This is a genomic window from Mesorhizobium sp. WSM3879, from assembly GCF_002294915.1.
Lineage (GTDB): Bacteria > Pseudomonadota > Alphaproteobacteria > Rhizobiales > Rhizobiaceae > Mesorhizobium.
This window is the reverse complement of sequence record NZ_NSFZ01000014.1, coordinates 63038-85420: the sequence shown is the minus strand read 5'-3', so window position 1 is coordinate 85420 and position 22383 is coordinate 63038. Positions and strand designations below refer to the sequence as shown.

General features: G+C 65.2%; 23 protein-coding genes. 8 read left to right on the top strand and 15 right to left on the bottom strand.

Features of this window, described 5'->3' with window-relative positions; translation table 11 throughout:
* Window positions 1-77 precede the first annotated feature (77 nt).
* From CK218_RS25310 to CK218_RS25240, 14 genes are all read right to left on the bottom strand, one after another.
* Window positions 78-302 carry a hypothetical protein gene (locus CK218_RS25310; RefSeq protein WP_067001363.1) on the bottom strand — a complete coding sequence of 75 codons (225 nt, stop codon included), beginning with the start codon at window positions 300-302 and terminating at the stop codon, window positions 78-80.
* A 130-nt stretch (window positions 303-432) separates the two neighbouring features.
* Window positions 433-1074: a hypothetical protein gene (locus CK218_RS25305; RefSeq protein WP_095829266.1), complete on the bottom strand. Its 642-nt coding sequence runs from the start codon at window positions 1072-1074 to the stop codon at window positions 433-435.
* 76 nt (window positions 1075-1150) lie between these two features.
* Window positions 1151-1894 (bottom strand): SDR family NAD(P)-dependent oxidoreductase, encoded by a 744-nt coding sequence (locus tag CK218_RS25300; protein ID WP_067001369.1) that lies wholly within the window; start codon window positions 1892-1894, stop codon window positions 1151-1153.
* Between the two features lie 27 nt (window positions 1895-1921).
* Window positions 1922-3403, bottom strand: a complete 1482-nt coding sequence (gene purF, locus CK218_RS25295; protein ID WP_095829265.1) for an amidophosphoribosyltransferase — start codon at window positions 3401-3403, stop codon at window positions 1922-1924.
* 111 nt (window positions 3404-3514) lie between these two features.
* A complete protein-coding gene (locus CK218_RS25290) occupies window positions 3515-4195 on the bottom strand; it encodes a CvpA family protein (RefSeq protein ID WP_095829264.1) in 681 nt (226 codons plus the stop codon).
* 27 nt (window positions 4196-4222) lie between these two features.
* On the bottom strand, window positions 4223-5641 hold the full coding sequence (radA, locus tag CK218_RS25285) for a DNA repair protein RadA (protein WP_095829263.1): 1419 nt from the start codon (window positions 5639-5641) through the stop codon (window positions 4223-4225).
* A gap of 230 nt (window positions 5642-5871) precedes the next feature.
* Complete coding sequence (locus CK218_RS25275; protein WP_067330253.1) at window positions 5872-7362, bottom strand: replicative DNA helicase; 1491 nt, start codon at window positions 7360-7362, stop codon at window positions 5872-5874.
* Window positions 7363-7631: 269 nt separating this feature from the next.
* On the bottom strand, window positions 7632-8597 hold the full coding sequence (locus CK218_RS25270) for a small ribosomal subunit Rsm22 family protein (protein ID WP_095829262.1): 966 nt from the start codon (window positions 8595-8597) through the stop codon (window positions 7632-7634).
* Window position 8598: 1 nt separating this feature from the next.
* Window positions 8599-8922 (bottom strand): YnfA family protein, encoded by a 324-nt coding sequence (locus tag CK218_RS25265; protein ID WP_095781493.1) that lies wholly within the window; start codon window positions 8920-8922, stop codon window positions 8599-8601.
* Window positions 8923-8993: 71 nt separating this feature from the next.
* On the bottom strand, window positions 8994-10277 hold the full coding sequence (locus CK218_RS25260; RefSeq protein WP_066995637.1) for a cyclopropane-fatty-acyl-phospholipid synthase family protein: 1284 nt from the start codon (window positions 10275-10277) through the stop codon (window positions 8994-8996).
* Window positions 10278-10503: 226 nt separating this feature from the next.
* Entirely contained in the window at window positions 10504-11088 is a 585-nt protein-coding gene (gene rplI, locus CK218_RS25255) for a 50S ribosomal protein L9 (RefSeq protein ID WP_095779181.1), read from the bottom strand.
* Window positions 11089-11295: 207 nt separating this feature from the next.
* Window positions 11296-11544 carry a 30S ribosomal protein S18 gene (gene rpsR, locus CK218_RS25250; RefSeq protein ID WP_006203718.1) on the bottom strand — a complete coding sequence of 83 codons (249 nt, stop codon included), beginning with the start codon at window positions 11542-11544 and terminating at the stop codon, window positions 11296-11298.
* A complete protein-coding gene (rpsF, locus tag CK218_RS25245; protein ID WP_066995640.1) occupies window positions 11544-12038 on the bottom strand; it encodes a 30S ribosomal protein S6 in 495 nt (164 codons plus the stop codon). Before rpsF ends, rpsR begins: the two co-directional genes overlap by 1 nt.
* A 360-nt stretch (window positions 12039-12398) precedes the next feature.
* Window positions 12399-14345: an LTA synthase family protein gene (locus CK218_RS25240; RefSeq protein ID WP_082980493.1), complete on the bottom strand. Its 1947-nt coding sequence runs from the start codon at window positions 14343-14345 to the stop codon at window positions 12399-12401.
* A 257-nt stretch (window positions 14346-14602) separates the two neighbouring features.
* Between CK218_RS25240 and fabD the strand changes: the two genes are divergently transcribed.
* The 8 genes from fabD (at window position 14603) to gmk (ending at window position 21495) form a co-directional block, all read left to right on the top strand.
* Entirely contained in the window at window positions 14603-15544 is a 942-nt protein-coding gene (gene fabD / locus CK218_RS25235) for an ACP S-malonyltransferase (RefSeq protein ID WP_095829261.1), read from the top strand.
* 82 nt (window positions 15545-15626) lie between these two features.
* Window positions 15627-15746, top strand: a complete 120-nt coding sequence (locus CK218_RS31495; protein WP_278056440.1) for a hypothetical protein — start codon at window positions 15627-15629, stop codon at window positions 15744-15746.
* Between the two features lie 104 nt (window positions 15747-15850).
* Window positions 15851-16588: a 3-oxoacyl-[acyl-carrier-protein] reductase gene (gene fabG / locus CK218_RS25225; RefSeq protein WP_095779178.1), complete on the top strand. Its 738-nt coding sequence runs from the start codon at window positions 15851-15853 to the stop codon at window positions 16586-16588.
* A gap of 314 nt (window positions 16589-16902) precedes the next feature.
* Window positions 16903-17139: an acyl carrier protein gene (locus CK218_RS25220; RefSeq protein WP_006203723.1), complete on the top strand. Its 237-nt coding sequence runs from the start codon at window positions 16903-16905 to the stop codon at window positions 17137-17139.
* A gap of 34 nt (window positions 17140-17173) precedes the next feature.
* A complete protein-coding gene (fabF, locus tag CK218_RS25215) occupies window positions 17174-18436 on the top strand; it encodes a beta-ketoacyl-ACP synthase II (protein WP_095779177.1) in 1263 nt (420 codons plus the stop codon).
* A 103-nt stretch (window positions 18437-18539) separates the two neighbouring features.
* Entirely contained in the window at window positions 18540-19769 is a 1230-nt protein-coding gene (gene mltG / locus CK218_RS25210) for an endolytic transglycosylase MltG (RefSeq protein WP_067330283.1), read from the top strand.
* 155 nt (window positions 19770-19924) lie between these two features.
* Window positions 19925-20815 carry a YicC/YloC family endoribonuclease gene (locus CK218_RS25205; protein ID WP_066995699.1) on the top strand — a complete coding sequence of 297 codons (891 nt, stop codon included), beginning with the start codon at window positions 19925-19927 and terminating at the stop codon, window positions 20813-20815.
* Window positions 20816-20820: 5 nt separating this feature from the next.
* A complete protein-coding gene (gene gmk, locus CK218_RS25200) occupies window positions 20821-21495 on the top strand; it encodes a guanylate kinase (RefSeq protein ID WP_066995702.1) in 675 nt (224 codons plus the stop codon).
* Window positions 21496-21543: 48 nt separating this feature from the next.
* Here the strand turns inward: gmk and rsmA are convergent, their stop codons facing one another.
* Window positions 21544-22377: a 16S rRNA (adenine(1518)-N(6)/adenine(1519)-N(6))-dimethyltransferase RsmA gene (rsmA, locus tag CK218_RS25195; protein ID WP_095829260.1), complete on the bottom strand. Its 834-nt coding sequence runs from the start codon at window positions 22375-22377 to the stop codon at window positions 21544-21546.
* Window positions 22378-22383 lie beyond the last annotated feature (6 nt).

Sequence of the window (22383 nt, the reverse complement as noted above, 5' to 3'; positions counted from 1 at the left end):
GGCTTGGCGCTGCGTTGGAACTGCGATCTCCCCCGTCGCGGGGGAGATTGGCTCACAAGGGGGGAGATCAGCTGGCGCTACTGTGCCGATGGCACTTCCGCATCCCCTTCGTCGGTGAAGGGCGAGGCGCTCGGCACGCACTGCACGGCCCAACCCTGCGGCGTCGGCTGCTTCTGATATTCGGCAATCGCGTTGGTGCACTGTTCGCGGGTGTCGAAGGTGCTGGGCAGCACCGCCATGCCGCCCTGCGGGCCGGCGATCACAAGATACCAGACCAACGCTACGCTGGGGGTGGCAGCCATGGGAATTCCTCTTTGCTGGATGTCGGAGTCGGATCGATGCTAGCAACTCCCAGCAAATGGCGAAAGCGGGGCGGCGGCATACGCTCCCCCGCCCTGGTCACAGACCCGTGAACGACCGCTGGCCGGACGCTTATTCGACAGCGAAGCAGTAGAACAGGCCGTCGCCGCCCGTGCCTCTCAACGCCTCCTGGCTGCAGCCGCCGCGCGAAGCATGTGAGGAATTCCACGACTTCGCCGCGGCCGATTCGTCGAGGCCGGCGCGGTCGTGATGGCCCGTCATGGCCGCCCCTTCCGCGCCGCTCATCGTCCAGTCGCCGCAGGTCTGGTCGGCGATCTTGGTGCCATCGGGCTTGGAGCCGGTCAGCACGTCGTGGCGGTTGGGCTTGTCGCCGCGGCCGTTGACGACTTCGCCTTTCTCGGTAAGCGCCGTCTGCTTGCTGATGGCGTTGGCGTCGCTGTGCAGCGAGGCGACGTCGTCGGCGATCTTCTCGCCCTTGGCATTGAACCAGGGACCCTTGCCGATGCGGTCGCGCGCATCCTCGGCGCTGGAGGAGAGATAGGCGTGCCAGGTCTTGCCGGTGACACCGGCCGCTTCTGCCAGCGAGGCGCAATGCGCGTCCGCACCCTTGAGGCCGCCGAGATCGGCGCCCTTGCCGGAGCCGACGCTGGTGACGAAGAAGCTCATCTTGGCATCTTGCGACAGGGCCGCGCCTGCCGTGGCGGCGAGTGCGGCGGTAATGGCGGTGGCGGCAACGAGAAGAAGTCTGCGCATGTCGGTCCTCCGGTTTCGAATGTTCTACATTCGAAGAACGTAGCCGGAGGCCTGTTTCATCCGCCTTGAGGCAGGTTTATTCCGGTTGCCGATAGGCGACGAAACGGTTGTGCCTGGCCTGGAAGATCAGCCCGGTTTCCTTCAAGTCCGGGCTTGCCAGCGGCACGATGCGTTTGGCGATCTCGGACGGATGCGGCAGCGTCTCGGGATCCTCGCCCGGCATGGCCTGAGCGCGCATTGCGGTGCGGGTGGCGCCCGGATCGGCGGCGTTGACCCGAAGCGGCAGGCTCTCGGTCTCATGCGCCCAGGAGCGCATCATCGTCTCCACCGCGGCCTTGGAAGCCGCGTAGGGCGCCCAGAAGGCGCGCGCCGAGTGCGCCGCGTTGGAGGACATGATGATCGCGCGTCCGGCGTCGGAGAGCCGAAGCAACGGATCGACCGAACGGATCAGGCGCCAGGTCGCGGTGACGTTGACGGTCATTACCTTATCGAAGGTTTTTGCTTCGACATGGCCGATCGGCGAGATCACCCCGAGTATACCGGCATTGGCAACCAGGATGTCGAGCTTTCCCCAGCGCTCGTGGATGGCGCCGCCGAGCCGGTCGATGCCCGCCATGTCGGCGAGGTCGAGCGGCACCAGCGTCGCCTGTCCGCGGCCGTCGGCCTTGATCGCATCGTCAAGCTCTTCCAGCCCGCCGACGGTGCGGGCGACCGCGACGACATGCGCGCCGGCGGCAGCCAGTTCCCTGGCGATGAAGTAACCGATGCCGCGCGAGGCGCCGGTGACGACCGCGACGCGGCCGGAAAGGTCGAGGGTCATGTGAGGGATTCCGTGGGGTGGACCGGCTTATGATCCGCCGCTCGCCAGCAGCGACAGCGTGCGCACGTTGTCGTGGCCTTCGAAGTCGAGCAGGCGGGTAGGGTACTGGCCGGTGAAGCAGGCGTCGCAGAATTGCGGCTGGTCGTTGTCGCGGCGCGCCTCGCCGACGGCGCGGTAGAGCCCGTCGATCGACAAAAACCCGAGCGAATCGACGCGGATGAACTCGGCCATCTCCTCGACCGACATGCGCGATGCCAGAAGCTTCGATTTCTCCGGCGTGTCGACGCCGTAGAAGCACGATGCGCTGGTCGGCGGCGATGCGATGCGCATATGCACTTCCTTCGCGCCGGCGTCGCGCACCATCTGCACGATCTTTTGGCTGGTGGTGCCGCGCACGATGGAATCGTCGACCAGCACCACGCGCTTGCCCTCGATCATGCGGCGGTTGGCATTGTGCTTGAGCTTCACGCCCATGTGGCGGATGGAATCGCCCGGCTGGATGAAGGTGCGGCCGACATAGTGGTTGCGGATGATGCCAAGCTCGAAGGGAATGCCCGCGGCCTGGCTGAAGCCGATCGCGGCCGGCGTGCCGGAATCCGGCACCGGCACGACGATGTCGGCCTCGACCGGGTTTTCCTGCGCCAACTCGGCGCCGATGCGCTTGCGGACCTCATACACGTTGCGGCCCTCGACCGAGGAATCCGGCCGCGCGAAATAGACATATTCGAAGATGCAGAAGCGGGTCTTCTGCGGCTCGAACGGGAACAGGCTTTCGATGCCCTTGGCGGTGATGACCACCATCTCGCCCGGCTTGATGTCGCGCACGAAACGAGCGCCGATGATGTCGAGCGCGCAGGTTTCCGAAGCAAGTATCCAGGCGCCGTCGAGGTCGCCGAGCACCAGCGGACGGATGCCGAGCGGATCGCGGCAGCCGATCATCTTCTTGGCCGTCATCGCGACCAGCGAGAAGGCACCCTCGACCTGGCGAACGGCATCGATGAAGCGCGAGTTCAAATCGCGTTCCTTGCTGGTCGCGACCAGATGCAGCAGCGTCTCGGTGTCGGAAGTGGAGGAGAAGATCGAGCCCTGTTTCTGCAATGCGCGCTGGACGGTGAGCGCATTGGTGAGGTTGCCGTTATGGGCGACCGCAAGGCCGCCTTCGGCCAACTCGGCGAAGAAGGGCTGGATGTTGCGCAGGCCCGCGCCGCCGGTGGTGGCGTAGCGGGTGTGGCCGATGGCGCGGTTGCCCTGCAGGCGATCGATGACGTTCTGTTTGGTGAAGGTGTCGCCGATCAGCCCGACATGACGCTCGACGTGGAACTGGGTGCCGTCATAGGAAACGATGCCGGCGGCTTCCTGACCGCGATGCTGGAGCGCGTGAAGCCCGAGTGTGACGATGGCAGCCGCGTCCTGCCGGCCGAAAATGCCGAACACGCCGCACTCGTCACGGAAATGGTCATCGGCCTCGGCGGAAAGGACTTTGCCTGCGTCTGCCGTTGAGTCTGCCATCTGGGGCTCAAGCTCCGCTAAAACCGCCATATAAGGCGATCGCTCATCGAACGCAACGCATGCGATGCCGCATTCATAAAATGCAGGCCAGTGCCGGAACTGGCCTGGATTTCAGTTTGCCGGCGCCGGAGCGGCGGGAGCCGGGGCGGGGGCTGGGGCCGGCTCATTGTCGGCCGGCGCTTCGCCTTCGCCGTCGTCGGGCGCCGTCGCGCTGTCGTCGCCGGTCGCCGGCGGTTCGGCCGCGGGCTGGTCGGTGGTCGCCGGCGCGCCGGCCTGGGGGGTGCCCTTACGCGTGTATTTGTTGACCAGCTCTTCCGTGTTCTCGGGCAGCACGCTTTCGAGCTTGGCGCCGATCGTCTCGAGCAGCGGCCGGGACTTGGCATTGGCAACCCAGGCGGGCGCCTTGGCGCCGGCCAGCCAGTTGAAGAACAACAGCGCCACCGCGACGACCAGGATGCCGCGCGCCGCGCCGTAGAGGAAACCGAGCGTGCGATCGAGCGCGCCGATGCGCGAATCGATGATCCAGTCGGCGATCTTCATGGTGATCACCGAGACGACGATCAGCGCGATGACAAAGACGATGCCGGCTGCCGCGGCCATGGCGATCTTGTCGTTGTCGACATAGGGCTGAACGTAGGGCAGGACCGGCTTGTAGAAGAAGAAGGCCGCCGCCGCCGCCGCTGCCCACGACACCACCGACAATACCTCGCGGGAAAAGCCGCGCACCATGGCAAGCATCGCCGAGACCAGGGTGAAGCCGACGAGAATTCCGTCAAGCAGCGTAATCGGCATGTCTTTCGCCCCACATCATGAGCTGCATCACTCCCGCTCGTCGGCGCGACTGCGCCGTGAGCCGGCTATGCGCGCCACCAGGTCGGCAAGCTCGGTGGGCTGGAAAGCGCCGGCCGCGATTCCCCCGGCCCCATTACCGCCAACGACTTCCTCGCTGCCGAGCGGCAGCACCGCGCTTCCGAAACCCAGCTTTTCGGCCTCTTTAAGGCGCTGCTGCGCATGCGCAACCGGCCTCACCGCGCCCGAAAGGCTGATTTCGCCGAAATAGACGCAATCGGCGGGAAGGGCAAGACCGGTGAGCGACGAAACCAATGCTGCGGCGACCGCGAGATCGGCCGCCGGCTCCGAGATGCGGTAGCCGCCGGCGACATTGAGATAGACGTCGTGCTGGCCGAAGCGGACGCCGCAATGCGCTTCCAGCACCGCCAGCACCATGGAGAGCCGCGCGCCGTCCCAGCCGACGACGGCGCGGCGCGGCGTGCCGAGCGAAGAGGGCGCCACCAGCGCCTGGATCTCGACCAGCACCGGCCTTGTGCCTTCCATGCCGGCGAAGACGGCGGCGCCGGGCGACTTCGCATGCCGCTCGCCGAGGAACAGCTCGGATGGATTGGCGACCTCGCGCAGGCCGTTGTCCGACATCTCGAAGACGCCGATCTCGTCGGTCGGCCCAAAGCGGTTCTTCACCGTGCGCAGGATGCGGAAGTGGTGGTTGCCTTCGCCCTCGAAATAGAGCACGCCGTCGACCATGTGCTCGACGACGCGCGGGCCGGCGATCTGGCCTTCCTTGGTGACATGGCCGACGAGCACGATCGCGGCGCCGGTGGATTTCGCATAGCGGATCATCGCCTGGGCGGCCGCGCGCACCTGGGTGACCGTGCCGGGCGCCGAATCGGCAAGATCGGTCCACAGCGTCTGGATGGAATCGAGGATCACCAGATCGGGCCGCTTGCCGTCGGCGATTGTCGCGAGGATGTCCTCGACATTGGTCTCGGCGGCGAGTTCGACCGGCGTCGACGCCACGCCGAGGCGCTGAGCACGCAGCCTGATCTGTGCCACCGCTTCCTCACCCGAAACATAGACGATGCGGTGGCCTTTCGAGGCCAAAGCGGCTGCGGCCTGCGTCAGCAGCGTCGACTTGCCGATGCCGGGATCGCCGCCGACCAGAAGGGCGGAGCCGCGCACGAAGCCGCCGCCGGTGGCGCGGTCGAGCTCGCCGATGCCGGAGACGATGCGCGGCGCGTCCTCGATGTCGCCGGAGAGGCTGGTGAGCACCACGGCGCGGCCCTTGCGGGCATTGCGGGTGTTGGCCGGCCCCGAGCCGATGCCGCCCGCGGTGCCTTCCTCGACCAGCGTGTTCCACTCGCCGCAGGCGTCGCATTTGCCGGCCCAGCGCTGATGCACCGAGCCGCAATTCTGACAGATGAACTGAACGCGCGATTTGGCCATTAGCGTTGGGCCGATCGCAAATTTTCGAAGGCCGGCGTTCCCGTCCACCCCCCTCTGACCCGCCGGCCATCTCCCCCGCAGGGGGGGAGATCAGCAGCTTGGCCGCCGGCGCTCTTCTTGCAACGGCGGCGATTGGCGAAGGTCGTGGCAACAGCCAATCTCCCCCCTTGCGGGGGAGATGTCCGGCAGGACAGAGGGGGGTGTGACGGAGCGCTGACGTGGGCCAAAAGCTACTCAAACCTCTCCGGCAAATGATGCTCCTCGGCCAGGTCCGAGAACCGCGTGAACTCGCCATGGAAGGCGAGGCTGACGGTGCCGGTAGGTCCGTGACGCTGCTTGGCCACGATGCACTCGGCCTTGCCGCGCGCCTCGTTCATCTCGTTTTCCCACTTGATGTATTCGTCGGTGCCGAGCTTCGGCTCGCGGTTCTTGAGGTAGTATTCCTCGCGGTAGACGAACAGCACCACGTCGGCGTCCTGCTCGATCGAGCCGGATTCGCGCAGGTCCGAGAGCTGCGGGCGCTTGTCGTCGCGGCTTTCGACCTGACGCGACAGCTGCGACAGCGCGATGATCGGCACGCCGAGCTCCTTGGCTAGAGCCTTCAGGCCCGTGGTGATTTCGGTGATTTCCTGCACGCGGTTCTGCGAGGCGCGCGCGCTCGAGCCCTGCATCAGCTGGATATAGTCGATGACGATGAGGTCGAGGCCGCGCTGGCGTTTCAGCCGCCGCGCCCGCGCGGAGAGCTGCGCGATCGAGATGCCGCCGGTCTGGTCGATGAACAGCGGGATCTTCTGCATCGTCTGCGAGCAGGCGACCAGCTTCTCGAAATCCATCTCGGAGATCTCGCCGCGGCGGATCTTCGATGACGAGATTTCGGTCTGCTCGGAGATGATGCGGGTGGCGAGCTGTTCCGACGACATTTCGAGCGAGAAGAAGCCGACCACGCCGCCATTGGCCGCCTTGAAGGTGCCGTCGGCCTGCTGCGCCGGTTGATAGGCCTCGGCGATATTGAAGGCGATGTTGGTGGCCAGAGAGGTCTTGCCCATGCCGGGGCGCCCGGCAAGCACGATCAGGTCGGAAGGCTGCAGGCCGCCCATGCGGCGGTCGAGATCGCGCAGGCCTGTGGCGATGCCTGACAGATGGCCGTCGCGCATATAGGCGGCGTTGGCCATGTCGACGGCGGTTTTGACCGCGTCGTTGAAGCTCTCGAAGCCGCCGTCGTAGCGGCCGGTCTCCGCGAGCTCGAACAGGCGCCGCTCGGCGTCCTCGATCTGCTCCGAAGGCGACATATCGACCGGCGCGTCATAGGCGATGTTGACCATGTCCTCGCCGACGGTGATCAGCGCCCGGCGCGTGGCGAGGTCGTAGATGGCTCGTCCGTAATCGGCGGCGTTGACGACTGTGACCGCCTCGACGGCGAGCCGCACGACATACTGCGCCACCGTCATGTCGCCGACCTTCTCTTCCGCCGGCAGGAAGGTCTTCAGCGTGATCGGCGTCGCGATCTTGCCCATGCGGATGAGCTCGGCCGCGACCTCGAAAATCTTGCGGTGCAACGGCTCGTAAAAATGTGCGGGCTTGAGGAAATCCGAGACGCGGTAGAAAGCGTCGTTGTTGACCAGAATTGCGCCAAGCAGCGCCTGCTCGGCCTCGATGTTGTTCGGTGCCTCGCGGTAGAGCGGTTGCTCCGCCACGCCGAGCTTGCGCGCTGCTTCAGCCATGATGTCCCCGATTTCGATCCCGCTTCCTCGATATCAGAACTGGAAAAATCGGTGCTGACTTATCTGCAACAGTAAGGTTCCAACCGGCTTCGATGCTCGCGATTCACAACCGAAATTTTTCCGTGGAAAGAATCGTCATTGACTCGAATCGAAGTGCGCAACCCTAGCGGGCCTCGAACGAGAACAAAACAGGAAAATGCGATGCCGGCTATGTCAGTCGTGGCAAGCTCGTCTGCGCGGTGTCGCCTCGCCCCTGAATCACAAGCGGCTCAGCCAAGCGTGTCGCCCCAGTCCGCCCGCCTGGCCGCCTTGAAGACTTCGCCGTCGCGCTTGCTGGAGAGGCGCTCGCCGGCATGGCCGTTGGGCTGGCAGAGCTTGAGCACGACTTTGCCCGAACCGCCCTTTGGTGGCGCGATCACGCGTGACGCGCGCGCCGGCGCCGGCAGTCGCGAGGCGGCGAGGTAGATGAACTTCTCGTCCTCCCACGGCACGTCGGCGTCCTTGGCGAGCCGATGCAGCCGCGAACGCGCGACGCGGCGCGAGAAATGGCACCAGTCAGGCGGAGCGAGCGGGCAAGGCGCTTCATGCGGGCAGGGCGCCGAGACATGCGCGCCGGCCTCGATGAGTTGCCGGCGCGCGGCAAGGATACGCTGCCAGCCGGCCGGCGTGCCGGGCTCGACGATCAGCAGCGTGTCGGCCGTCAATCGCCAGAACCGGTCGACGAGTTTTGGCAGCGAGGCCGGCGCGATCTCGTCGAGCACATAGGCGACGCTGATCAAGTCCGCCGGGTCGAGACCGTCGAGATCGATGGTGGCGTCGCCGGCTACCCAGCTCGCGCGGGCAGCGATCGCGCCGGCGGCCAGCGAACGGCCGACCTTGCGCACCGCCGCGCTTGCCTCGACCAGAACCGCCCGTTCGAGCTCCGGCCAGGTATCGGCCGTGGCCCAAAGCATGGTGCCAGGACCGGCGCCGATATCGAGCAGGCTTTTCGGCTGGAAATCCGGACGGGCGTCCGCCAGCGCGTCCAGGCAAGCGCGAACGGCGGCATAGGTGGCGGGCAGCCTGGTCGCCAGGTAAGCCTTCACCGCCATGTCTTCGCCCATATGCAGGCGGCCGTCACGCAACTCGGCGCGATAGCGTTCCGAAAGCGTTCTCGCGGCCTGTTTCAGCGCCGGCAGCGGTACTTTTTCGAGCAGGCTGTCGACGCCTTGCCGGAGCGCGGTGGGCAGTTCCAATTCAGGCTCCTCTTGGCGCGAGCAGGATCACCGAGACGCCGACGATCGAGAGCGCGGCGCCGGCGAGGTCGAAACGGTCGGGGCGCACGCCTTCGGCTAGCCAAAGCCAGCCGAGCGAAGCGGCAATGTAGATGCCGCCATAGGCGGCGTAAGCGCGACCGGCGGCGCTCGTGTCGACCAGCGCCAAAAGGAAGCCGAACAATGCCAGCGACGCCAGACCTGGCACCAGCCAGAGCGGCGACTTCCCCAGCCGCCACCAGGCCCAGAAGCAAAAGCAGCCGGCGATCTCGGCAAGTGCCGCCGCGATGTAGATTAGGTAGTTCATGAAAAAGGCCTCGCGAACGAGACCTTTTTCGTGGCGTCAGGCCGCAATGGCAAGCGGCAATCGCCGCCGTTCTATTCCACCTTCTTGCGGCGGGTCGGCTTGACGGCGGGCGTCGCCGGCTCCTGATGGCCGAGGTCGCGCAATTCCAGCGCCTTCTCGCATTTGGCCATATAGTCGCGCGTCATCGGCAGCGTGTCGTTCTTCTTGGCGATCTGGAACTGGAAGATCACCAGGTCCTGCCAGCGGAAGGCGGCTTCCGAGGCCGCGAGGTAGAACTCCCACATGCGGCAGAAGCGCTCGTCATAGATAGCCTTAGCCTTGTCGCGGTTGGCGGCAAAGCGCTGGCCCCAATGCTTCAGCGTGTCGGCGTAGTGAAGCCTGAGAATCTCGATGTCCGTGACGATAAGGCCCGATTTCTCAATCGCCGGCAGCACTTCCGACATCGACGGGACGTAGCCGCCCGGGAAGATGTATTTGCGGATGAAGGCGCTGGTCGCCCACGGCACACCGGACCGGCCGATGGTGTGGAGCAGCATCACGCCGTCGGGCTTGAGCAATGTCGCCGCCTTGTCGAAGAAAGTCCGGTAGTGGTTGACGCCGACATGCTCGAACATGCCGACCGAGACGATGCGGTCGAAGCGTTCGTTGAGCGCGCGATAATCCTTGAGGTCGAAATGCGCGCGGTCCTGCAGGCCCAGTGCATGTGCGCGGTCGGTGGAGACGCCCTGCTGCTCGGTGGATAGCGTCACGCCCTGCACGTCGACGTCGAAGGCCTTGGCGAGATAAAGCCCGAGGCCGCCCCAGCCGGAGCCGATATCGAGCACCGTCTGGCCGGCTTTAAGTCTCAGCTTGGCGGCGATGTGGCGCTTCTTGGCGACCTGCGCTTCGTCCAGCGTCATGTCGGGCTGTTCGAAATAGGCGCAGGAATACTGCATGTCCTCGTCGAGGAAGAGCTTGTAGAGTTCGCCGGAGAGGTCGTAATGGCGCTGCACGTTGCGGCGCGATCTCGACGCCGTGTTGATCTGCTGCAGGCGGCGGAAGGCATGGCGCAGACCTTCGATGGCCTTCGACCAGGTCACGTCGATGCCGCCGCTGCCCATGTTCTGGAAAGCGATCCGCATCACCCCGAGGACGCCGCCCTCGGGGATGTCCAGTTCGCCATCCATATAGGCTTCGGGCACGGCCAGCATCGGATCGAAGGTGATCGCGCGCTCGGCATGCATGGTCTTGATGTGGATGTGTACCGGTTCGCCGCTGCCGTCGCCGAACTTATGCGTCGTGCCTTTCGGCCCGGTCACTTTGAGGTCGCCGGTCCGCACCAGCCGTTCGAGAACGTGTTTCAACAGGATGTTCATGACCAAATGTCCCCTCAGACGGACCATCCGGCAGTCGGACCGAATGCCAAATCGAAAGTGCCACAGCGCATCGCCCGCGTCCAATCGACGCGCTACGCCGTAATCTGCAACAAGATATAGGGATCAGAAAAGTTCCTATTGGCACAAAAAAGCCCGGGTCGAAGACCCGGGCGTTGGTCCAGCCGGCGCTGGACGAGGAGCCGCAGCGCGGCTCCTGCCTTGTCGATCAGGCGTTGTCCTCGCCGCCTTCGAATTCGGCGTTCGGATCGAAGAAGTTTTCCGGCCGGGCGTTGTCGTTGATGTCTTCGCCATAGATGGCTTCGGCCGTCGTCAGCGTCTCGCCCTTGGCCTGGCGCTCCGCCTCATCGGCCGAACGGGCGACGTTGAGCGTCACCGTGACCTCGACTTCAGGATGCAGCGCGATCGCCACGTTGGAGAGGCCGATGGTCTTGATCGGCTGGTTGAGCTCGATCTGGTTGCGGCTGACGGAGAAGCCCTCGGCGGTCAGCAGTTCGGCGATGTCGCGGGTCGACACCGAGCCGTAGAGCTGGCCGGTCTCGCCGGCCGAGCGCACGACGATGAAGCTCTTGCCGTCGAGCTTCTCGGCGATCTGCGCAGCCTCCGACTTGCGCTCGAGGTTGCGGGCTTCGAGCTGGGCGCGCTGGCCCTCGAACTTCTTCTTGTTGGCTTCGTTGGCGCGCAGCGCCTTGCCCTGCGGCAGCAGGAAGTTGCGGGCGAACCCATCCTTGACCTTGACGGTTTCGCCCATCTGGCCGAGGCGGGAAATGCGCTCGAGGAGAATGACTTCCATGGTTTCGTTCCTTTGGTTGGCGCCATCGCGGATGACGGCGGATTCTTTGGGAACAGGTCAGGAAGCAAATGGCGTCTTCGCCGGTGTCGCTGTCCTGCCTGTTTTGGCAGTTAGAGGTTTATGGCCTCAACTCGGGATTTGAGCCTGCCCATCGCGGCGCCCGTCGCCGTGGGCCGAAGCGGGCGGCAAGCCGCCCGCATCAATAGCTTAGCGAACCACGTAGGGCAGCAGGCCGAGGAAGCGGGCGCGCTTGATCGCCTTGGCGAGCTCACGCTGCTTCTTCTGGCTGACGGCGGTGATGCGCGATGGCACGATCTTGCCGCGCTCGGAAATGTAGCGCTGCAGCAGACGCACGTCCTTGTAGTCGATCTTCGGAGCGTTGGCGCCGGAGAACGGGCAGGTCTTGCGGCGGCGATGGAACGGGCGCCGGGTCGGGATCTGGTTGATGTCGACCATTATTCTGCACCCCCTTCAACGTTTTCGCGCGGACGGCGCGGACCACGGTCGCCGCCATCACGGTCGCCGAACGAACGCGGGCCACGGTCGCCGCGGTCGCGATCGCCGAACGAACGCGGGCCACGGTCGCCACGGTCGCGGTCGCCGAAGCCGCCGCGCTCGGAGCGCTCTTCGCGCTTCTGCATCATCGCCGAGGGGCCTTCCTCATGCGCCTCGACCTTGATGGTGAGGAAGCGCAGCACGTCTTCCGACAGGCCCATCTGGCGCTCCATTTCGTTGAGCGCGGCCGGCGGGCAGTTGATGTCCATCAGCGTGTAGTAAGCCTTCCGGTTCTTCTTGACCCGGTAGGTGAGGGACTTCAGTCCCCAGTTCTCGATCCGGCCGACCGATCCGCCATTGGCGGCGATGACGCCCTTGTACTGTTCGACAAGCGCATCAACCTGCTGCTGCGACAGGTCCTGCCGGGCAAGAAACACATGTTCGTAAAGAGCCATTATGTTTTTCTGCCTTTCTTCGTTTCTCTCACCGGCCCTCGCGGCTAAGCCTCTGCAACTTGTCTGACCCGGTCGCAAAGGCGCGCGGGGAAGAAAGGAGCATCACGAGACGGTCGAGAGCGGAGACACGGGAGGCCCAAAGCGCTTCTGGCTTCATGACGTGGCCCTCCAAGGCCACGGCCCTCCGTTCAGCCCCCAGCAAGGACCGGCAGATTGCCGGCGTCTATACAGCAATTCGTGAGGAAGGCAAGGGCGGGAGAGAGGGCCGGCGGCTCCGCAGTGTCGCAGGCCTGGCGGCGCTTGTGGGAATTGGCTGACCCGCCGGCCGCAGGTCGGCCATTTCGTCGGAAGGCGATCCACTCAGCTCATATGCGCGACGAGCGGGACTACCGTCTCGGGGAAGAAGTCGGGCGCGACCCGGCGCTTGCCGAACATCATGTCGTACTGGATCAGCCGGAAATCGTTGATCTTCGGATCGATCTTCTTCTGCCGCGCCCAGTCGGGCGTCGCCTCGCCGGAGGGCGACAGCAAAAGGTTGCGGTCAACCACCCGGTAGTGCTCGCGCAGCGCGCCGAGGAAGCCGGTGTAATAAGGGTGGGTGATCCCGGCCGTGGTAAGGATATGATAGGGCAGGAAGGCGGGGCTCACCGAGCCCAGATTCTCGACCGGACCGGAGCGGTTCGACCAGATGATCAGCGGCGTGTCGTGATGCTCGAGCGCTGCCTCGGGCGTCGGCTCCTTGCGCGGCGCGACATTGTCCTTGAGGAAGCCGGTCTCGACATAGACCGGGCCGAGCGGCGGCAGGTGGTCGCCGAAGAAGGCGATGATGGTCGGCCGCTCGCGCTTCTTCGCCCAGTCGATCAGGCGCTGCAGGCCGCGATCGGCGTCGGCCGAGCCTTCGGCATAGGAGAGCAGCGATTCCCGCGCCCAGGTGCTGATCGGCGCGTCGACGCTATGGGTCGGATTGTAATAGCGGTAGGGCTCGTAGGGCCCGTGGTTCTGCAGGCTGACCGCGAACAGGAATACCGGCTCTTCGCTGGCATCGGCCTCGCGCATGATCTCGTCGGTCATCGCCGCGTCGGAGGCCAGCGGCCCGCGCTTTTCCATCGGCGGCAGCGTCTCTTCCGAGCGGAAGTCGCTGAAGCCGAAATCGGCGTAGACGGCGCCCCGGTTCCAGAACCAGTTGGTGCCCGGGTGGATGGCGCGCGCCCTATAGCCTTCGCTCTTCAGGAAAGTCGCCAGCGACGGCGTCGGCGTGCGCACATATTGCTGATAGGGAATCGAGCCCGCCGGCAGGAAGGCGTTGGAGAAGCCGGTCAGCGCCTCGAACTCGATATTGGCGGTCATGCCGCCGAATTCCGGCGAGAACATCGAGCCCGAGCGCAGCGCGCGCACCGTCGGGATCGGATCGGGCTTGATGCTGACGCCGGGAAGCTCCGTCGGATCCCAGAAGGATTCGCTCATCACCACGATGATATCGGGCTTCTGGTCGGGCACCGAGGCGGCAACCCCGGGACGCGCGATCGCATCCATCGTCTTCTCGGAATAGCCGGGCGGGGCCGAGACATGCGCCATCGGCACGTTGAGCGCGAAGGCGAGCGCGAAGCCGTTGGAGGCATAGTTCTCCTTCTGGTCCCACATGATCGGGATGATCTGCAGCCTGTCGCGCGTCCACGAGAAGGTGGCGTAGTCCATGATCGAGACGAAGAAGGCGAGCAGCGGCACGGCAAGCGTCAAGCGCGCCAGCCGTCCCTTGCGGCTGAGGATCGGCACACGCCGGCGCCAGAGCCGCCAGCCATAGACGAGCAGCGCGAGGCTGGCGACGATCGCCGCCGCAAGCAGCACTGCCGTCCAGGGGCGCTCGCGCACCAGAAGCGGCATCAGCGCCATGATCTGGCGGGCATAGAGGAAATCGGTCGGGTAGAGCGGATCGCCAAGATAGTGCGATTTCTGGTGACCGACAAAGGCCAATGCCAATGTCACCGGCGCGACGATCATCAGGCTTTGATGGCTGCGGCCGAGTATGGCGTCGAGCCCGATCAGCACCAGCGAAAAAACGATGATGGTGGTCCAGCCGGGCTTGAAGGGCTGCAGGAAGAAGTCGACGGTGCCGAAGAAGTCGCCGCGCACGATCCATTCGATGGCGAAGACCAGAAGGGCGGAGGCAAGCAGCGTCGCCAGGCCGTAGCGGACAATCGGCCATCTGCGCCCCGGCAGATAGCCGGTGGACGGATCGTCTTCCAAAAATTGCGGCGCGGGTTTGGCCGCGCCTTTCCTGATCCTAGCCACTTTGCTTCCCCGGCCCATGTCACGCGTCTTCCACTCGCGTCACGCCACTGTCATCGAAATGTCACACAAAGCTAGCGCCTGTGGCGGAAATAAGAAGAGCCAGCAAACGATTCGTGAGCGGTTTTCATCAGGTGTGATCGCCAAAAAGCCTTTCAGAACAGGGAACTCGGCCGTTGTCCCGGCTGGAACAGTCGCTGAACTGGCGCTTGCGGGCTTGACTTGGCCGTCCGCCTTGCGCCAGAGGCAGGGAAAAACCAGCTGCTGGAGACGCTAACATGGCCGTCGCATTCACCTTTCCGGGACAGGGCAGCCAGGCCGTCGACATGGGCAAGGACCTCGCCGATGCCTTTCCCGAAGCGCGCCATGTCTTCGAGGAAGTCGATGAGGCGCTCGGCGAGAAACTGTCGAAGCTGATCTGGGAGGGGCCGGAAGAAACTCTGACGCTGACGGCCAATGCCCAGCCGGCGCTCATGGCGGTGTCGCTGGCGGCCGTAAGGGCGCTGGAATCCCGCGGTTTTTCGTTGAAGGACAAGGTGGCTTATGTCGCCGGCCATTCGCTTGGCGAATATTCGGCGCTTGCCGCAGCCGGCTTCGTTTCGGTGGCCGATGCCGCGCGGCTGTTGCGCACCCGCGGCAACGCCATGCAGGCGGCGGTGCCGGCGGGCGAGGGCGCCATGGCCGCCATCATCGGGCTGGAGCAGGCCGATGTCGAAGCCGCCTGCGCCGAAGCGGCACAAGGCTCGGTCTGTCAGATCGCCAACGACAATGGCGGTGGCCAACTGGTGATTTCCGGCGCCAAGGCGGCCGTCGAACTGGCGGCGAAGCTGTGCACCGAACGGGGTGCCAAGCGGGCGCTGATGCTGCAGGTCTCGGCACCTTTTCACTCGGCATTGATGACGCCAGCCGCCGATATCATGCGCGAGGCGCTGGGCGGAGTCGCGAAAAGCGCGCCGGTGGTTCCCATCGTCTCAAATGTTTCGGTCACGCCGACCAGCGACCCGGATGAGATTGCCCGCCGCTTGGTCGAGCAGGTCGTCGCCCGCGTGCGCTGGCGCGAGACGGTGGAATGGTTCGGCGCCAAAGGTGTCGCGACGCTCTACGAGGTTGGCGCCGGCAAGGTGCTGTCGGGCTTGGCGCGACGCATCAACCGCGATATCGCGACCGGCGCCATCGGCACGGCCGCGGACGTCGAGGCGGCGCTGGCAACTTTAGGATAAACGGGAAACTCTTGCTGGCAGGTGCGGCATTCCTACTTCCATCCGTCTTTCTCCCGAAGTCGAGCATCGCCTCGACGATCTCGTGGCGATGACTGATCGAAGCAAAGCCGAATACCTGCGTGACTTCGTTGAACGTGGACTCGAAGATCTCGAGGACTATTACTGGGCTGCGGAAGTGCTGGAGCGGATCCAGGCTTGGTGAAGAATCGGTCGTGAGCGCCGAGAACTTCTGATATGGCCTGGACAACATGACAAATGCGGAACGAGGGTCGCTCGCGGGGCGTCCGGAAGAATGAGGTTGAAGCAATGTTCGAACTGACCGGCCGTAAGGCGCTCGTCACCGGTGCATCGGGAGGCATCGGCGAGGCGATCGCCAGGGTGCTGCACAGCCAGGGCGCGATCGTCGGCCTGCACGGCACCCGCGTCGAGAAGCTGGAAACGCTGGCCGGCGAGCTCGGCGACCGCGTAAAGCTCTTCCCGGCGGATCTGACCAACCGCGACGCGGTCAAGGCGCTCGGCCAGAAGGCGGAGGCCGATCTCGAAGGCGTCGACATCCTGGTCAACAATGCCGGCATCACCAAGGACGGCCTGTTCGTGCGCATGTCGGACGCCGACTGGGATTCCGTGCTCGAGGTGAACCTGACCGCCGTGTTCCGTCTCACTCGTGAACTCACCCATCCGATGATGCGCCGCCGCCATGGCCGCATCATCAACATCACCTCGGTGGTCGGCGTCACCGGCAATCCCGGCCAGACCAATTACTGCGCCTCCAAGGCCGGCATGATCGGCTTTTCCAAGTCGCTAGCGCAGGAGATCGCCACCCGCAACATCACCGTCAACTGCGTCGCCCCGGGCTTCATCGAATCGGCCATGACCGACAAGCTCAACGACAAGCAGAAAGAAACCATCATGGCGGCGATTCCGACGCGGCGGATGGGCACCAGCGCCGAGGTTGCCTCGGCCGTCGCCTATCTCGCGTCCAACGAGGCGGCTTATGTCACCGGCCAGACCATCCACGTGAATGGCGGCATGGCGATGATCTAGGGTATTTGAGATTCAGGTGATGCCGGCCTGCAAACGGCGGCTTCCTGCGCTTCCGCTCCGGCCCTCGAAAGCCGCCATTTTCGGCTCGGCTTGAGCTGAATCTCACACACCTGGGCGACCGAGCCCCGGGCGCCTGTGAAAACAGCCATTTCGGCTTGGACGCCCGCTGTTTTTCGTGTAATGCGGCCGGCAACCCGGCGGTTCGGGCAAAAACCGGTCCTGTGGCGTTGCGTTTCCCACAAGACCATCTTTCAGCTTGATTAGCGGCATTCCGCCCGCTAACGAAGACAACACAACGTAAGACGAGGCCCCAAATGAGTGACACCGCAGAGCGCGTCAAGAAGATCGTCATCGAGCATCTCGGCGTCGATGCCGACAAAGTGACGGAGCAGGCGAGCTTCATCGACGATCTGGGCGCGGACAGCCTCGATACGGTCGAACTCGTGATGGCGTTCGAAGAAGAGTTCGGCGTCGAGATTCCAGACGACGCCGCCGAGACCATCCTGACTGTCGGCGATGCCGTGAAGTATATCGATAAGGCCTCGGCCTGAGGCTTTCCGCGGGTATCGCCGGGGAGGACCTGCGATGAGGCGAGTCGTCGTCACGGGCCTTGGCCTGCTTTCGCCGTTCGGCATGGGTGTCGAGCACAGCTGGAAGGAACTGCTTTCCGGCCGCAGCGCCGCCTGCCGCATCACCGAATTCGAGGTGGACGACCTTGCCTGCAAGATCGCCCACGTCATTCCGCGCGGCGACGGCTCGAACGGCACCTTCAATCCCGAGGCCGTGCTCGAGCCGAAGGAACTGCGCAAGATCGGCGACTTCATCCTCTACGGCATCGCGGCGGCCGACGAGGCGCTGGCCGATTCCGGCTGGAAGCCCGAGACACATGAGGACCAGTGCGCCACCGGCGTGCTGATCGGTTCGGGCATCGGCGGCATCGACGGCATCGCCGAGAACGCGATGATCCTGAAGGAGCGCGGCCCGCGCCGCATCAGCCCGTTCTTCATCCCCGGACAGATCATCAACCTGGTCTCCGGCCAGGTTTCCATCCGGCACGGGCTGAAAGGCCCGAACCATGCTGTCGTCACCGCCTGTTCGACGGGCGCGCACGCCATCGGCGATGCCGCGCGTCTGATCATCTGGGGCGATGCCGACGTCATGGTGGCCGGCGGCGCCGAAGCGCCGATCACCCGGCTTTCGATGGCAGGTTTCGCCGCGTGCCGCGCGCTCTCCACCGAGCGCAACGATGCGCCCGAGATCGCTTCGCGCCCCTATGACCGCGACCGCGACGGCTTCGTCATGGGCGAGGGCGCCGGCGTCGTCGTCCTGGAGGAGCTCGAGCACGCCAAGGCGCGCGGCGCCAAGATCTATGCCGAGGTCACCGGCTACGGCCTGACCGGCGATGCCTATCACATCACCGCCCCGGCCGAGGACGGCGACGGCGCCTTCCGCTGCATGACGGCGGCGCTGAATCGGGCGAAGCTCTCGCCCGCCGACATCGACTACATCAATGCGCACGGCACCTCGACCATGGCCGACACGATCGAGCTCGGTGCCGTGGAGCGGCTGGTCGGCAATGCCGCTTCCAAGATCTCGATGTCGTCCACCAAGTCGTCGATCGGTCATCTGCTGGGCGCTGCGGGCGCCGCGGAAGCGATCTTCTCGATCCTCGCCATCCGCGACAACATTGCCCCCGCCACCATCAACCTCGACAATCCGGAACGCGAGACGGCGATCGATCTCGTGCCGAACAAGCCGCGCCAGCGCCAGATCGATGTGGCGCTGTCGAACTCCTTCGGCTTCGGCGGCACCAACGCCTCGCTCGTCTTCCAACGTTACGATGGCTGAACATTCAGCATACCGGCAGGTCCGCCGCCTGCCGTCATTTTTGCCAAATTTGCCCCTACACTTCGGCTAGGGGATTCGTTGCAAGATCAGACGGTAGGGCGCCATGAATACAAATCCGGGCGGCGGTGGAGAATTCGGACAGCGTCAGGCGCAAGGACCGATCGTGCCCAAGACAGCCGCCGAGGCGCTGCGCCCCGAGGCTGGCACGCCGCCGCCGTCGAAACGCTCGCGCGCGTCGCGCAGCCAGGTCGTCGTATTCCTGAATTTCTTCCTTTCGTTGGTCATCCTGGTCGTGCTTGCCTCGGGTGCCGCACTCTATTTCGGCATGCAGGCCTTCATTGAGCCGGGTCCGTCGGCCAATGGCGACACCTTCATGGTCAAGCCGAACACCGGCGTTCAGGAGATCGCCGACCAGCTGGAGCGGCGCGGCCTGGTCAGCGATGCGCGCATCTTCAGGCTGGGGGTGCGTGCCACCGGCAACGATTCCGCGCTGAAGGCCGGCGAATACGCCATCAAGCCGCGCGCCTCGATGCGCGACATCATGGAGCTGTTCAAGAGCGGCAAGTCGGTGATGTATTCGCTGACCATCCCCGAGGGGCTGACCGTTGAGCAGGCGCTGCAGCGCGTGGCCGAGCAGGAGGCGCTGACCGGCGACATGCCGGCGGCCATGCCGCCCGAGGGCAGCATCGCGACCGACACGCTGCGCTTCACGCGCGGCGCCACCCGGCAGCAGATGGTCGAAAAGCTGGTCGCCGACCAAAAGAAGCTGGTCGAGGACGTCTGGGCGCATCGCGCGCCCGACCTGCCGATCGCCAATATGGAGGACTTCGTCATCCTGGCCTCGATCGTCGAGAAGGAGACGGGCAGGGGCGACGAGCGCTCGCGCGTGGCCGCGGTCTTCCTCAACCGGCTCGCCAAGGGCATGCGGCTGCAGTCGGATCCGACCATCATCTACGGCCTGTTCGGCGGCAAGGGCAAACCGGCCGACAGGCCGATCTATCAGTCCGACATCGAGAAGCAGACGCCGTATAACACCTATCTGATCAAGGGCCTGCCGCCGACGCCGATCGCCAATCCGGGCCGCGCCGCACTCGAGGCGGTGGCCAATCCGTCGAAGACCGACGACCTTTATTTCGTCGCCGACGGCAATGGCGGCCATGTCTTTGCCGCGACGTTGGAAGAGCACAACCAGAACGTCGCCCGCTATCGGGCGGTACAGAAGAAGCAGGCCGATGCGGCGGCCAAGGCCTCCGGCCAGACGACGGCGCCGGCCACTCCCGACGACGGTGCCAGTGCAGGCGCCAGCGGCGAAAATGGCGACGCGGCCCAGTAGGCCGCGGTGATTGCCGGATCTGGCCCGCCTCCTTTGACGCCGGGCCGTATTCATGTTTTGAGGGGACATCCGACGCTGGCCAGAGGTCCGGCGTCTTGCTAGGGGCGCATGCTCGGGCAATCGCGCCGGGCCTGCGTCAAGGGGTGACACGCATCATGAACGTGCAGAGCATGACCGGTTTCGCGCGAGCCGTCGCTGAGCTCGACGGCACGTCGATCGCCTGGGAAGTCAAATCGGTCAACGGCAAGAGCGTCGAGGTCAGGCTGAGGCTGCCGCAGGGTTTCGACCGGCTGGAGCCCGCTGTAAGGCAGACCGTGCAGAAGCGCTTCGCGCGCGGCAATTTCCAGGCAACGCTGACTGTCGCGCGCGCCGCCGCCCAGCAGGCGCAGCCGGTGGTCAACGAGGCGTTCCTGAAGGACCTGGCGGGACTGGCCAAGCGCCTCCAGGAGCAGTTCGGCACCGCGCCGGCGACGGCTGACGGTCTGCTGGCGCTGCGCGGCGTGCTCGACATCCTTGAGACGGTCGAGACCGAGGAGGAGCGCGCCGCCCTCGACGCGACGATCCTGTCGGCGCTGGACATGGCGCTGGCCGGATTGGAGCAGGCAAGGCAGAGCGAAGGTGCCGCGCTGCGCAAGTTGTTGTCCGGCCATATCGACGCCATCGAGGCGCTGACGCTGAAGGCCGAGGCCGACCCGTCGCGCGAGCCGGCGGCGATCCGCGAGCGCATCACCGAACAGGTCCGCCTGCTGATGGATGCGTCGGCCAATCTCGACGCGGTCCGTCTGCATCAGGAAGCGGCCTTCCTCGCCACCAAGGCCGATATCCGCGAGGAGATCGACCGGCTGAAGACGCATGTCGCATCAGGCCGCACGCTGCTTTCCAGCGGCGGCGCCGTCGGCCGCAAGCTCGATTTTCTGGCGCAGGAATTCAATCGCGAATCGAATACCTTGTGTTCCAAGTCGAATGCCGCCGCGGTCACCGCGATCGGGCTGGAGCTCAAGGCGGTGGTCGACCAGTTTCGCGAGCAGGTTCAGAATCTGGAGTGACGGGGATGGTTGCCAAGGAGCCTACGGCCGCCAGGGATCTGGGGTCCCGCATCCGCCGCCGCGGGCTGATGCTGGTGCTGTCGTCGCCGTCGGGCGCCGGCAAGTCGACGATCGCGCGCAATCTTCTGGAAAGCGATTCGAGCCTGGAGCTGTCGGTCTCCGTCACCACCAGGCCGCGCCGCGGCTCGGAGATCGAAGGCGTCCACTATCTTTTCCGCACCATGCGCGAGTTCGAACGGTTGCGCGATTCCGACGCGCTGCTCGAATGGGCCGAGGTGCACGGCAATTTCTATGCGACGCCGCGCGAGCCGGCCGAGGCAGCGCTTGCCGAAGGCCGCGACATGCTGTTCGACATCGACTGGCAGGGCGCCCAGCAGCTCAAGGAGAAGATGCGCGCCGACATCGTCTCGATCTTCATCCTGCCGCCTTCGATGAAGGAGTTGAAGGCGCGCCTGAAGCGCCGCGCCGAGGACCAGGAGCAGGTCATCGAGACCAGGCTGAAGAATGCCCGCGTCGAGATCGAGCACTGGAAGGAATATGACTTCGTCATCGTCAACGACGATCTCGACCGCGCCTTCGCCGAGGTGCGTGCAATCGTTACAGCCGAGCGCCTGCGCCGCGACCGTCGGCCGGGCCTGTTCGATTTCATCTCGGGCTTGCTGGACGAGAAGACGGAGTGAGAGGCAGTGCCTCCCCTTCTCCCACAAGGGGAGAAGGAGGCCGGCGGGCTACAGCGCGTTCGTCAACCTTACGAACTCTTCCACACTCAGCGTCTCGGCCCGGCGCGTCGGGTCGATGCCGGCGCGGGTGAGCAGGGCCTCTCCGCCCAGGCTCTTCACGCTTTGCCGCAGCATCTTGCGGCGCTGGCCGAAGGCGGCTTCGGTGATGCGGCCCAGCCTCTTGCCGTCGGTGGGCAGGGGAGATGGACGCGGCACCAGATGCACCACCGAGGACGTGACCTTCGGCGGCGGAGTGAAAGCTTGCGGGGGCACGTCGAAGGCGATCTTTGCCTCGGTGCGCCAGCCGGCAAGCACGCCGAGCCGGCCATAGGCGCCGCTGCCCGGGCTTGCGGTGATGCGCTCGGCCACCTCGCGCTGGAACATCAGCGTCATCGATTGATAGAAGGGCGGCCAGTCTGCCGTCGTCAGCCAGCGGATCAGAAGCTCCGTGCCGATGTTGTAGGGCAGGTTGGCGGCGATCTTCACCGGGCCGCCGTCCGTCGTGCCGGCAAGCGCGGCAAAATCCGTCTTCAGCGCATCGCCGGGAATGACCTCGAGCCGGCCGGGATAATGGCCGGACACCTGCGCCAACGCTTCCAGACAGCGCTCGTCGCGCTCGATGGCGATCACGCGTTTGGCGCCGTTGAAGAGCAGCGCCCGGGTCAGCCCGCCGGGGCCGGGCCCGACCTCGATCACGGTCGTCTCGCTGAGGTCGCCGGCCGCGCGCGCGATCTTGCTGGTCAGATTGAGGTCGAGCAGGAAATTCTGGCCGAGCGCCTTCTTCGCCTGCAAACCGTGGCGCTCGATCACCTCGCGCAGCGGCGGCAATCCGTCGATGGTCATGCGCCC